General features: G+C 63.9%; 12 protein-coding genes. 5 read left to right on the forward strand and 7 right to left on the reverse strand.

Annotated elements, in window-relative coordinates; translation table 11 throughout:
- The first annotated feature begins 96 nt into the window (after positions 1-96).
- Positions 97-1,527, forward strand: coding sequence for an aldehyde dehydrogenase family protein (locus tag IVB24_RS15325; protein WP_140477791.1), 1,431 nt, complete (start codon positions 97-99; stop codon positions 1,525-1,527).
- Positions 1,528-1,712: 185 nt separating this feature from the next.
- On the opposite strand, the gene IVB24_RS15330 is transcribed toward IVB24_RS15325, so the two are convergent.
- The gene (locus tag IVB24_RS15330) at positions 1,713-2,690 is read right to left on the reverse strand and encodes an SMP-30/gluconolactonase/LRE family protein (RefSeq protein ID WP_247773532.1); all 978 of its coding nucleotides are present in this window, start codon (positions 2,688-2,690) and stop codon (positions 1,713-1,715) included.
- A gap of 89 nt (positions 2,691-2,779) precedes the next feature.
- Here IVB24_RS15330 and IVB24_RS15335 point away from each other — a divergent pair, with 89 nt between their 5' ends.
- On the forward strand, positions 2,780-3,604 hold the full coding sequence (locus IVB24_RS15335) for an NAD(P)-dependent oxidoreductase (RefSeq protein ID WP_247773534.1): 825 nt from the start codon (positions 2,780-2,782) through the stop codon (positions 3,602-3,604).
- 64 nt (positions 3,605-3,668) lie between these two features.
- Here IVB24_RS15335 and mddA read toward each other — a convergent pair whose 3' ends face one another.
- The 3 genes from mddA to IVB24_RS15350 form a co-directional block, all read right to left on the reverse strand.
- Entirely contained in the window at positions 3,669-4,439 is a 771-nt protein-coding gene (mddA, locus tag IVB24_RS15340) for a methanethiol S-methyltransferase (RefSeq protein WP_247773536.1), read from the reverse strand.
- Positions 4,440-4,754: 315 nt separating this feature from the next.
- A complete protein-coding gene (locus tag IVB24_RS15345; protein WP_166466544.1) occupies positions 4,755-4,997 on the reverse strand; it encodes a hypothetical protein in 243 nt (80 codons plus the stop codon).
- Positions 4,998-5,049: 52 nt separating this feature from the next.
- Positions 5,050-5,355 (reverse strand): nickel-binding protein, encoded by a 306-nt coding sequence (locus tag IVB24_RS15350; RefSeq protein WP_094975383.1) that lies wholly within the window; start codon positions 5,353-5,355, stop codon positions 5,050-5,052.
- Between the two features lie 257 nt (positions 5,356-5,612).
- Between IVB24_RS15350 and IVB24_RS15355 the strand changes: the two genes are divergently transcribed.
- Together IVB24_RS15355 and IVB24_RS15360 are read left to right on the forward strand one after the other, a co-directional pair.
- Positions 5,613-7,307 (forward strand): winged helix-turn-helix domain-containing protein, encoded by a 1,695-nt coding sequence (locus IVB24_RS15355; protein ID WP_247773538.1) that lies wholly within the window; start codon positions 5,613-5,615, stop codon positions 7,305-7,307.
- Positions 7,308-7,511: 204 nt separating this feature from the next.
- Positions 7,512-7,925: a hypothetical protein gene (locus IVB24_RS15360; RefSeq protein WP_247773540.1), complete on the forward strand. Its 414-nt coding sequence runs from the start codon at positions 7,512-7,514 to the stop codon at positions 7,923-7,925.
- Positions 7,926-7,977: 52 nt separating this feature from the next.
- On the opposite strand, the gene IVB24_RS15365 is transcribed toward IVB24_RS15360, so the two are convergent.
- A complete protein-coding gene (locus IVB24_RS15365; RefSeq protein WP_247773542.1) occupies positions 7,978-8,937 on the reverse strand; it encodes a hypothetical protein in 960 nt (319 codons plus the stop codon).
- A 395-nt stretch (positions 8,938-9,332) separates the two neighbouring features.
- Between IVB24_RS15365 and IVB24_RS15370 the strand changes: the two genes are divergently transcribed.
- Positions 9,333-11,048, forward strand: a complete 1,716-nt coding sequence (locus IVB24_RS15370) for an IlvD/Edd family dehydratase (protein WP_247774105.1) — start codon at positions 9,333-9,335, stop codon at positions 11,046-11,048.
- A gap of 186 nt (positions 11,049-11,234) precedes the next feature.
- On the opposite strand, the gene IVB24_RS15375 is transcribed toward IVB24_RS15370, so the two are convergent.
- Together IVB24_RS15375 and IVB24_RS15380 are read right to left on the reverse strand one after the other, a co-directional pair.
- Positions 11,235-11,807, reverse strand: coding sequence for a histidine phosphatase family protein (locus tag IVB24_RS15375; RefSeq protein ID WP_247773543.1), 573 nt, complete (start codon positions 11,805-11,807; stop codon positions 11,235-11,237).
- Positions 11,804-12,598 carry an enoyl-CoA hydratase/isomerase family protein gene (locus tag IVB24_RS15380; protein ID WP_140477801.1) on the reverse strand — a complete coding sequence of 265 codons (795 nt, stop codon included), beginning with the start codon at positions 12,596-12,598 and terminating at the stop codon, positions 11,804-11,806. Before IVB24_RS15380 ends, IVB24_RS15375 begins: the two co-directional genes overlap by 4 nt.
- Positions 12,599-12,640: the final 42 nt, after the last annotated feature.

Consider the following 12,640-nt stretch of genomic DNA (forward strand, 5'->3'; position numbering starts at 1 on the left):
ACGCTGGCCCCGCATATGGCGGGTTCAATTGCCGGCGCTTTCGTGCAAGGATGCCTGCCGAAACGCCCCCACCATGCCCCCAAGAAGAGGTTAACGATGGTCAATCGCATGCAATTCTACATCGACGGCGCCTGGGTCGATCCCGCCGTCAAGAAGTCAACTCCGGTCGTCAATCCCGCGACGGAAGAGGCAATGTACGAGGTTGCGCTCGGCTCCAAGGCCGACGTCGACAAGGCGGTTGCCGCCGCCAAGCGCGCCTTCGCAACGTTCTCGCAGACCAGCCGCGAGGAGCGCGTCGCGCTGCTTTCGAAAGTCATCGAGGTCTACAAGGGCCGCCTCAAGGAGATCGGTGCCGCCGTGTCCGACGAGATGGGCGCACCGCTGCCGATGGCCGAGAAGCTGCAGGCCGGCGCCGGCCTCGGCCATCTCATGACTACGCTCGACGTGCTCAAGAACTACCATTTCGAGGAGCCCGTCGGCACCGCCATGGTGCTGCGCGAGCCGATCGGCGTGGTCGGCATGATCACGCCCTGGAATTGGCCGCTGAACCAGATCGCCTGCAAGGTCGCGCCCGCGCTCGCCGCCGGCTGCACCATGATCCTGAAGCCGTCGGAGTTCACGCCGACATCGGCCTTGATCTTCGCGGAAATCCTCCATGAAGCCGGCGTGCCCAAGGGCGTGTTCAACCTCGTCAACGGCCTTGGCCCCGAGGTCGGTGCCGCCATGAGCGAGCACCCCGACATCGACATGATCTCCTTCACCGGCTCGACCCGCGCCGGCATCGATGTTGCAAAGCGCGCGGCTCCCACCGTGAAACGCGTCAGCCAGGAGCTGGGCGGCAAGTCGCCGAACGTCATCCTCGAAGGCGCCGACCTGCAGAAGGCGGTGACCGGCGGCGTGATGCACATGTTCAACAACTCCGGCCAGTCCTGCAACGCGCCCTCGCGCATGATCGTGCCGCTGTCCAAGATGAAGGACGTCGCCGCGATCGCGAAGGCCGTCGCCGACAAGACCAAGGCGGGCGATCCCCGCGCCGAAGGCACCACCATCGGTCCCGTCGTCAACCGCGGCCAGTGGGACAAGATCCAGGGCCTGATCAAGAAGGGCATCGACGAAGGCGCAACGCTCGTCGCCGGCGGCCCGGGCCTGCCCGAAGGCGTCAACAAGGGCTTCTATGTCCGTCCGACCATCTTCGCCGACGTCACGCCCGACATGACGATCGCGCGCGAAGAGATCTTCGGACCGGTGCTGACCATCATCGGCGCCAAGGATGAAGCGGAAGCCGTGCACATCGCCAACGACACGCCGTACGGTCTTGCCGGCTACGTCACGGGAGCTTCGGTCGAGGACGCCAAGCGCGTCGGCCGTCAGATCCGCGCCGGCAACGTCAACCTCCAGGGCGTGCCCAACGATCGCACCGCGCCGTTCGGCGGCTACAAGCAGTCGGGCAACGGCCGCGAGTGGGGCAAGTACGGCCTCGAAGATTTCCTCGAAGTGAAGGCGGTTGCAGGCTTCAACGCCGCGTAAGCTGATCGTAAGAGAAACAACGACGCCGGAGCGAGTGATCGCTCCGGCGTTTTTGTTGTGTCATTCCGGGGCGTCGCGGAAGCGACGAACCCGGAATCCATTCGTCCACCGACTCCGCCGCACGATGGATACCGGGCTCGCGCCGAAGACGGCGCGCCCCGGAATGACGGCAGAGAGAGGAGCGCCTATCCCCCCGACGCACCTTGCGTGTTCACATACAGCGCGTAGATCGACTGGCTCGCTGCCATGAACAGGCGGTTGCGCTTGAGACCGCCGAAGCAGAGATTGGCGCAGCGCTCGGGAAGCGCGATGCGGCCGATCATGACGCCGTCGGGCGCAAACACGACGACGCCGTCGAGCTCGGGATCGCCCATGCCCCAGCCGCACCAGAGGTTGCCGTCGATGTCGCAGCGCATGCCGTCGGGCGTGCCGGGACCGGCATCGATGTGGACGCGCTTGTTTGAAATCGCGGTGCCGTCAGCCGAGACGTCATAGGCGAGGATCTTGCGGTTCGGCACGCCGCGCGACTCCACGACGTAGAGGATCTTCTCGTCCGGCGAGAAGCACAGCCCGTTCGGACCGAGCACACCCTCGGCGACGATGGCCGCCTTGCCGGTCGCGGGATCGAGGCGATAGACATTCGGCTCGATCTCGGGCTCGGCCGTGTAGCCCTCGTAATTGCCGAGCAGGCCGAAGGTCGGATCGGTGAACCAGACCGAGCCGTCCGATTTGACGACGATATCGTTCGGCGAGTTCAACCGCTTGCCGTTGAACTGATCCATCAGCACGGTGATGCTGCCGTCATATTCGGTGCGGGTCACGCGCCTCCCGCCATGCTCGCAGGTGACGAGCCGGCCCTGGCGATCCCTGGTGTTGCCGTTGGCGAAATTGGAGGGCTTGCGGAACACGCTGATGGCGCCGGTCTCCTCCTCCCATTTGATGATGCGCTGGTTCGGGATGTCGCTGCATAGCAAATAGCGCCCGTCGCCGAACCACACCGGTCCCTCGGCCCAGCGCAGGCCGGTCGCGAGCCGCTCCACCGCCGACAGCTTCAGCCAGTATTTTTCGAAGCGGCGATCGAGCGCGTGAATGGCTGGATCGGGATAGTAGCTCGCCGGCCGCCAGCCTGACCGCTCCTGGGTGTGGGACGATGCCTCATTCATGTCGGTTCTCTCGTTTCGTTCCCTCTGGACAAACCAGCTATCATTAGAGACACGTGACCGCAAATCGGTCACCAACGGCGAGGGAAGACATGCCGCGTATTTTGATGACGGGAGCTTCGGGCGGAATCGGCACGCGCCTGCGAAAACTGCTGCCGCCGATCTATCCGGATCTTGTGCTTTCCGACATCAAGCCGCCTGCCGATCTCGGCGCGAACGAGCAATTCAAGGCCGCGGATCTCGCCGACCTCGCGCAATGCGAGGCAATCTGCGAGGGCGTCGACGGCATCATCCATTTCGGCGGCTATTCGGTCGAAGGTCCCTGGGACGACATCCTTCAGTCCAACATCATCGGCGGCTACAATCTGTTCGAGGCGGCCTACCGCAAGGGCGTCAAGCGAGTGGTGTTCGCCTCGTCGAACCACGCCGTCGGCTTCTATCCGCGCCACCACAAGATCGGCACCGACGTGACCGCGCGCCCCGACAGCCGCTACGGCGTCAGCAAGGTGTTCGGCGAGGCCGTCGGCGCGCTCTATGCCGACAAGCACGGGCTGAAGGTGACCTGCCTGCGCATCGGCAATCTCGGTGACATGCCGCTCGACCAGCGCCGGCTCTCGATCTGGCTCAAGCCCGACGACTTGGTGCAGCTCTGCCGCATTGGCCTCGAACATCCCGACATCCATTTCGAAGTCTTCTACGGCGCCTCGCTCAACGAGCGCGCCTGGTGGGACAACCACCGCGCCTATGAATTCGGCTACCGTCCCACCGGGCGCTCTGAGGATCATGTGGCGCACGCGATGGCCGAGCAGGCCAAGCTGAAGCCGGACCCGGTCGGCGACTATTTCCAGGGCGGCACGTTCTGCAGCATGGAGTTCGATGCGGATCCGGGAAGGATCATCGACTGGAACAAGCGGTAAAGGGCGCCACTCGAGACGGCAAGAGCGGCCAAAGCTTCGTCTGGCCGCTCGTTTTTGCGCCGGGTCAGAACAGGCCCGGGATCAACATCGCAACCTTCGCCCTGTAGTGCCGGTACTGATCTCCGAACAGGGTGATCAGATCGCGCTCCTCCAGCCAGATGCCGACGAAGATGTAGGCCGTCGTCACCGTCGCGAACAGCATGTGCCCGAGGGTCATGGTGGGCGTGGACCAGAACGCGATGATGAAGCCGAGATAGATGGGATGCCGGATCAAGCGGTAGAGGCCCGGCGTCCTGAACTTCATCGGCTCAGTGAGCCGGCCCGCAAAGTGGCTGACGACCTGCGTCAGTCCGAACAACTCGAAATGGCTGATCAGGAACGTGCTGTACAGCACGATGAGCCAGCCGGCGAAGCTGCCAGCGACCGCGGCGTAAGCCATCGGCGTCTCGATCTCCCAGACGATGGACGTGATCGGCCGCCACTGCCAGAACAGCAGGATCAGGCTCAGGCTTGCCAGCAGCACATAGGTGCTTCGCTCGAGTGCGGGCGAGGCGAAGGCGGCGAACAGCTTCTTGAATCCCTGGCGCGCCATGCCGCTGTGCTGGATGGCGAAGAGTGACATCAGCGCGAGGTCGATCATGAGCGCCTGTCCGGTCGAGCCTGTCGCGCCGCTGTTGATTGTCTTGGGCACGACGAGCTGCGCAATGAAGCCGACGGCGTAAAGAAAAGTTCCGAAGAAGATGAGATAAGCGAGCACGCCGTAGCCGAGCACGAAGCTTCGTGCCGCCAGCGAGCTTGCGGTCTGAGCGGGGCCGGTATGCAGGGTGATGGACATGATAGAGTTTCCAGTTTCGAGGTTGGGATTGAATGACCGAGTGAATGACGTGCCACTGTTGCCCTCGTCACATTGCAAGGGCTGTCGGGGCCTTGCACCTGCCGGGGCTTTTCTGGGCGGTTGCACCGCTCGCCGGTTCGCGCCGATGGTCGTCGGACGTCGTTGCGGCCGAAGCCACAACCAGCGACATCGTGACGGCGGCAATTGTCCCGATTGCCAGCGTTGCGGTTCTGGACTTGAAATTTCCGAGCTTGGATATCTTGAGGCCGGAGGCCCTGGCTTCGGACGAGTCAGATTGTATGAAAAAGTTCATGACTATTTCCTCGAGTTGAAATCGTTGCGGGGAATGCAAATCTTCTGCAGCGTGTCTCGAACCGTGCTGTCACCGCCGGCCGTGGTGCTGCTGCAACGCTTCGCGAACTGCATTGCGGCCTTCTCGCGGTTCGCCAGCATGCTGGCGACAGACTGATTGATGAGCCGACAAAGCCGCAGCAGGATGGCGGCGAGAAATCGCTGCGAGGGGCTCAGTGCGGGCGGCGCCTGAGACTGAATGGACATCTCCTGATCCTTTCACGGTCGTTAGTTCGAGGCCGCCGCGCGCGCTGATCTGCTATTCGGCAGCGGCCGTCTGTGGGGTGGGATCGCTGCGAACGACCACCGTTGTCGCGACCTTGTAGAATTCCTCACCCGGCATGCCCACGCGCCGTGCATGCTCGCGGATCGAGTCTCCGTCGCGCGCTTCATAGATGCAGAAGGTGCCGATGCGGCCGTCCGCCTCATGGACCACATAACTGCGGATCCAGCGAACGCGGTCGGACATCTGCTCGTTGCCGATCTGCGCTGACTTTGCGCCGGCGGCTTCCAGTTCGCTCAGGTTTGCCCAGGCGCTTGGGCGGCGAATGACATAGAGTTCCATAAGGCGTCTCCTCCGGGTTGATGCTGCTGCCCATCGATCGGTCGTGACCGAAGGCCGTGAAGAGCTATAGGCGCCGCCGGCGCTGATCGTCCTGACCGGCGTCTGATCATTGCCTGATCCTTGCCTGAACCTTTTCCGTCTCTCGTGGACATAACGATATGACCCTCAGGTTTGGACCCTTCGAGCTCGACGAAGCGGGCCGCGCGCTCCTGTACGCGCAGCGGGAAGTCGCGTTGCAGCCGCGTGTGTTCGATCTGTTGGTCTATCTGACGCGCAACCGGGACCGGGTCGTCACCAAGGAAGAGCTGCTCGATACCCTCTGGCCTGATGTGACCGTCACCGATAATTCCCTGCAGCGGGCCGTGAGCATGCTGCGCGGGGTGCTGCGCAAGGGCGGCCTGGATGGCGCCATCCGGAACATGCCGGGTAGGGGATATCGCTTCTGTCTTGACGGCGTATCAGAGCTGAAGGTTGCCGCTCCTGATACGACTGACGCGCAAGCCTTGGACGTGCGGGCGCAAGCGCAACGCGCCGCTGCCGCGCAAGCCTGGGATGAAGCTGCAGCGCTGTTCGAGGCGGCCGATAACGCCCGGCCGCTCGACGGCGCCGACCTGCACTATTGGGCGCTGGCTTTGCAATGCACGGGCAAGGCCGATGCAGCCCTTCCGCTTCTGGCTCGCGCGGTTGCCGCCCATACCAGGGCCGGCAATGTGCCGGCGGCCGTCGTCGACGCCGTCACACTCTCCGGCTTGCACTTCGAGCGCGGCCAGGCGGCGATCGCCAAGGGCTGGCTGGCGCGGGCGGAGGATTGGGCCTCCGAGATCGAGGATCCCGCCACCACGGCGCTGACCCTGTGGATGAAGTCCAAGGTCGCGGCGTTCGACGGCGAGCCCGAACAGGCGCTCTCGCTTGCCGATATCGCGTACAGCATGGTCCGGCACAAGGATGCTGTTGGCATCGAAGCACTGAGCCTTGCTTATCGCGGGTTCTACCGGCTGTGTCTGGGCGATACACGAGCCGGACAGGCGGATCAGGACCTTGCCGCTGCGATGGCGCTCTCCGGCGGCGATATCGATCCAATCATCGGAGGCATCCTCTACTGCAACGTCCTGTGGGCGGCGCGGATGTTTGGAGATTGGGCGAGGGCCGATCAGTGGACGCTGGGCTATCAGAAATATTGCACCGAGAGCGGCATGGAATTGACCGGTTCGTGCCAGCTCCATCGGTCCGAAGTTCTCGGCGTCAGGGGCTCGCTCGGTGAAGCCTTGTCGCGCATTCAGGATTCGCTGGCACGGCTGACAGGCGACGCGCCATGGGCGATCGGCGATGCCAATCGCGTGCTGGCCGACATCCATGCTGCGATCGGCAATGACGACGCCGCTCTCGAAGCCTATGACAAGGCCTACGCCTTCGGCTGGTGCCCGGAGCCCGGCCGCGCCATGCTTTTGCTGGAACGTAGTGAGGCTGAAGCTGCGTACGCTAGTCTCGAACGTAGCTTGATAGGCAAGACTTGGTGGACCCTCCAGCGGCGGGGCATATTGTTCGCGCATCTGGCGCTCGCCGCCGCGCATACGGGCCGCCATGAGCAGGCCCTGGAGCTGATCGAGGAGCTTTCCGGAAGTCCCGACCGATGGCCGATGCCCTCGATCCGGGCATTGACGAACGAAGCACAATCGGTTCTCGCCGATGCGCGCGACGATTACGAGTCGACGCTGCGGCATCTGCACTTGGCCAGACAGCTATGGTCGAGCATCGACGGGCGGGTTCAGGCCGTCAGGCTGAGACTGCGTATCGCGAAGCTGCAACTGGCGCATGATGACGTTCGAGGCGCATCAGCGGAGATTCACGCAGCCCAGCTCGCGGCTGGCGAGCTAGGCTCGCGGAAATTCGAGGTCGAGTGTTCGGCTCTGCGACGCGAGGTCGACACACGCGCGACGGGACGTGCTGCCTAGCGGGCCGTCCGTGATGGGTGCCACGCCTTGTCCGACGGGCAAGTGATCATCTCGTCGCCCCAACCGGCGCCGCCGTTTGCTCTGGTGTCCCGCTCGTTGATATAAATCAAGGCTGCTCAAGCTTTTCGGCTTTCGATCTGTGCGACTGTCATCAGCACCGTTTGCGTTGATGGCGGAGCGACGGCAGCAGCGAAAGTCTCGGCAATGAAAATCAAATTGTCAGCCGTTGCAATGTTGGCGACGATCGTATCAGGATCTGCGCAAGCCGCAGCGCTCACCGATGTCGAGGCGACGTTCCTCGACCAGATCGTCACCGCATCCGTGGTGCTGGAACAGCGATGCGGCGGTTACGAGGTCGACGGCGCCGGCAGCGTTCGGCTCGGCGCCCGGCTGCTCGGCGGCCCGGATGCGGCGATGGCCATGATCGACGCCTATGCTGCAGCCATCAAGGCCCGAGACGGCGAGAGCTACGATCCCGGTAAATTCCGTCCCGAGGTGTCGGAGGCGGCGAGCAAAACGTTCGGACGCGTCCGGACGGACCTGATCAGAAACCCAAAAAGGGCCTGCACCGATTATGGCGATGCGAGCGTCGATCGCGGACTGCTGAGAAGGTACTGAACGATCTTCAGCGTCCGGGCTGCCGCGCCTGAGTCCATTCGTGCGGCCCGCATCAAAAATGCAAATTGAGCCGCAACAAAGCCTGGTGGCGTTCGAATTGATCGAGGTTGAGGCCGCGGTGGTCGCCGATCGCGTGGCCTGCGACCTGCATCTGCCAGGTGCCGGAAATGCCGATCTCCTTTGAGATGGCGTAGGAGAAGGTGGGGCCCGCGAACACCGCATCACCCACAAAGCGGTCGAGGCCCCCGCCGTCATAGGCCCGCGCGTAGCGAACGCCGACGCCGAGCACGAGCTCGGGCCGGACTGCGTAGGACATCGCTGCCTGGAGCTGCATCTCGGAATCGTGGCGCCAAAGATTGGTCACGATCTCGCGGGTTACGCCAGTCGCGTACCAGACGTTGAAAGCTGCAAACAGCCTGTCCTTGACCAGCTCGTGATCAAACAGCGCGGCAAACTCTCCGCCATATTGCTCGATATGCATGCCGCTGCCGTCGTCGATCCGGCCCCAGCCCGGTTGCGCATGGAGCGTCAGCCCAAAGGGCGCGACGGCGCGATCGACCAGCTTGTAACGCAGTTCGAGCGCTGCGCCGCTGAAGGCGACGTCCCGATGATCGGCCATACCCGGAATGCCATTGATGTGCTGTCCGCTCAGCGCGAATCCTGGTGCGATCCGGAAATTGTCCGACAGCGTGAACTTGGCCTGGTTGAGACCGGCCCAGGCTGCGTATGTGCCGGAGCGCTTGCCGAACGCGCCGACGCTCTCGAACTCCACCTCGATTTCGCCCGGCTTGCCGATATCGGAGCCCATGCTGAAGCCGAAGATATGCTCGGTGTCGATCTCCGTGTGAGCTGAGGGTAGGCCATGCGCCGGCTTGGAGATGCCGTCGCTCGGCGAGCCGCGGGACGCCAGCCTGAGCCTGTCCTCGGCGAATGCTGAAGCGCAGCTCGCTTGCAGACCGGCCAGGATCGCGGTCACCGCTGCGGCGCGCGGGAAGCTGAATCTCCTAATCACGAACAATCCATCCCCGAACCGAGGTCCCGCTTGTGCAAGGGAGGCTCGCCCCTCCCGTGTATGCAAATGCCAATCATTCGCAAAAATATCCCACGCAACGGCTGGCGAGGCAATTGTTGCTAATCATTCTTAGTTGCGTTCAAATGTCGCGGCTGCTCAACAAGGTCCGAAGTCGACCGCCGATGTTCGCTTTGGGCCGCGGCTCATCCAGACCAATGGCGGGGTGCTCGCTTCGTCACCCGCAATCCGCCATAGACCATGCTGAAGCCATGTGATCCGCCTCGTCCAGCGCCCAGCTGTGGCGCAGTGAAGCTCGATCATGCGCTCATGCCGGCGCCGCGATTGCACGAGACCTTCGTGATCTGTACCACAATGGCAACCGAAGGAGTGGCATGATGACGAGTGGGTTGCGCAAGGGTTTGACCAGCTACGGCGATGCCGGCTTCTCTCTGTTCCTGCGCAAGGCGTTCATCAAGGCCATGGGCTATTCCGACGACGCGCTGGAGCGCCCGATCGTCGGCATCACCAACACCTACAGCGACTACAATCCCTGCCACGGCAACGTCCCGCAGATCATCGAAGCCGCCAAGCGCGGCGTGATGCTCTCCGGCGCGATGCCGTTCGTGTTTCCGACCATCTCGATCGCCGAGAGCTTTGCGCATCCGACTTCGATGTATCTGCGCAATTTGATGGCGATGGACACCGAGGAGATGATCCGGGCCCAGCCGATGGATTCGGTGATCGTGATCGGCGGCTGCGACAAGACCCTTCCCGCGCAGGTGATGGCGGCGATCAGCGCCGATTTGCCGACCGTCGTTATTCCGGTCGGGCCCATGGTGGTCGGCCATCACAAGGGCGAAGTGCTGGGCGCCTGCACCGATTGCCGCCGTCTCTGGGGCAAGTATCGCGCCGGCGAAATCGACGATGTCGAGATCGAAGCGGTGAACGGTCGCCTCGCGCCGTCGGTCGGCACCTGCATGGTGATGGGCACGGCCTCGACCATGGCCTGCATGATCGAAGCCATGGGCCTGTCGCTGCCGATGAGCGCGACGATCCCGGCACCGCATGCCGAGCGCTTCCGTCTGGCCGAGGCGAGCGGCAGGGTTGCCGCCGAAATGGCAAAGGCCAAGGGGCCGAAGCCGAGCGAGCTTTTGACACCCGCATCTTTCAAGAACGCGCAGGTCGTGCTTCAGGCGATCGGCGGCTCCACCAACGGCCTGATCCATCTGACCGCGATGGCGCATCGCTCGCCGCACCGGCTGGATCTCGAAGTGTTCGACCAGATCGGCCGCGAAGTTCCGGTGCTGGTCGATCTCAAGCCGTCCGGCGAGCACTACATGGAGCACTTCCATCACGCCGGCGGTGTGCCGAAGCTGCTGGCGCAACTCGGTGACCTCGTCGATCTCGACGCAAAGACCATCTCGGGCCAGACGCTACGCGACGTCGTCGCCAATGCGGAGGACGTGCCGGGCCAGGACGCGATCCGTCCGCGCGACAATCCGATCAAGACGGAAGGCGGCCTCGCCGTCCTGCACGGCAATCTCGCGCCGCGCGGCGCGGTCATCAAGCAATCGGCCGCGAGCCCCAAATTGCTGAAGCATACCGGGCGGGCCGTCGTGTTCGAATCCGTCGAGGACATGACCTTGCGGGTCGACGATCCCGAGCTCGACGTGAACTCCGACGACGTGCTGGTGCTGCGCAATGCCGGCCCCAAGGGCGCGCCGGGCATGCCGGAGGCCGGCTACCTGCCGATCCCGAAGAAGCTCGCGCGTGGCGGCACCAAGGACATGGTGCGCATTTCGGATGCGCGCATGAGCGGCACCGCGTTCGGCACCATCGTGCTGCACATCACGCCGGAATCCGCGGTTGGCGGGCCGCTGGCGTTGGTGAAGAACGGCGACATGATCAGCCTGGATGTGTCCAGGCGCGGCATCGAGCTCTTGGTCGATGCGGCCGAGCTGGAGCACCGCCGTGCCGCATTGAAGCCGGCCGCAGCACCCGAGGAAGCACGGCGAGGCTACGCCTGGCTGTTCAACGAGACCATCATGCAGGCCGACGAGGGCTGCGACTTCGACTTCATGCAGAGGACTGGGAAGACCGAGACGAGTTGACCGAACGACGAACGCCCAGACCGCACAAGCGGCGGGCGACAAGACAGGGGGGAACCGATGATTGCATGATTCATGCTTGGGTTGGTGGCTACCGCTGCCGTGCTGTTCGTGACCGGGGCGGGGCGCAGGAGGTGAAGCATTATCGCTTCGCCTATGACCAGCCGCCGGGGACGGGCTATATCTGTCCTAGGTAACGACTTGCTCGACGCGCCATTGCGCGCCGTCGCAGACGTAGCGAAATGGCGTGCCGTGGCTATTCCTGAAGTAGCTGCCGCACAGCGCGTTGGCCATCCCCTGCATCACCGCGTCATGGCAGACGAACAGGAGATCGTCGCCGGGATGACGGTCGAGCCACGCGGAGACGCAAGCCAGCGACCGTTCCGTCATGGCATCCCAGCTCTCGCCGTCGGCCGGCAGGATCGCGACGAGGCCCGTCGCGGAATTGACGCCATGCTTGATCATGAGGTCGCGAACGGGCAGGCCCTCGAAGCTGCCGAAGTCGAACTCGATGATGCCGTCGTCGATCGCCAGCGGCACCGAGATCGCGGACGCGATGATCTCTGCCGTTCGCGCCGCGCGGGCCAGGGGACTTGCGATGATGCGGCTGATGCCGGCGCCGCGCAACATGTCCACAGCCTCGTACGCCTGCCGGAGGCCGTCCTCGTTCAGCGGATTGTCGGTCCGCCCCTGGAATCGTCCTTCGCGATTCCAGTCTGTTGCGCCGTGGCGAAGGCCGTAGAACGTGCGCGTAGGCGTCACTTCGACTTGCTCGTGAACTTCTTCACGGCGGCACGGAATTCTTCCGTGTTCATCGCCATGATGATCTTGTGCTCCTCGGCATCGAGCTGCTGCTTCACTGGCGTGGTGGCGGCCTGGTAGACCAGCGATTTGGTGCCGGCGATTGCGGCCGGCGGGTTCTGCGCCAGCCGCTCGGCGAGTTGTCGCGTCGCCGCCTTCAGTTCAGCGGCCGGGACGGTCTTGGCGACGAGGCCCCATTCATAGGCCTGCTGCGCGGTAAAGCTGTCCTCGGCGAGGAAGATCTGCAGCGCGCGGCGGGAGCCCACCGTGCCGACGATGCCGACCGTCGAGCCGCCGTCTGGCGACACCCCGATCTTGGCATAAGCGGGTGTGAACTTGGCGTCGTCGGCGGCGATGCAGAGATCGGTGACGAAGGCGAGGCCCATGCCGGCGCCGGCGGCCGAGCCGTGCACGCTGGACAACGAGATTTTCGGCATGCGCCGGATAATCTCGATGAAGGCGTGGTAGTGCTTCAGGAGCTCGCCGACCACAGGCGTCACCGTGCCCGCTTCGGCGGCCGCCCCGATCGTCTGCAGATCGCCGCCGGCCGAGAACGCACGGCCTTCACCCTCGATCACCAAGACCTTGATGTCGTCCGCGCCTTCGAGATAGACCGCGAGCTGCTCGAGCTTCTGCGCGATGGCGAGATTGATGGAGTTGTAGGCTGTGGGGCGGTTGAGCGTGATGGTCGCGATCGGGCCGTCGATCCGCAGCAGGGCGGGATCATCGGGCTGGGAGATGGGAGCGGTCATTTGGAAATCCCCGGCAGGAGGTCATTGCTGCAACTAAATCGC

The sequence above is a fragment of the Bradyrhizobium sp. 192 genome, assembly GCF_023100965.1.
Classification (GTDB): Bacteria; Pseudomonadota; Alphaproteobacteria; order Rhizobiales; family Xanthobacteraceae; genus Bradyrhizobium; species Bradyrhizobium symbiodeficiens.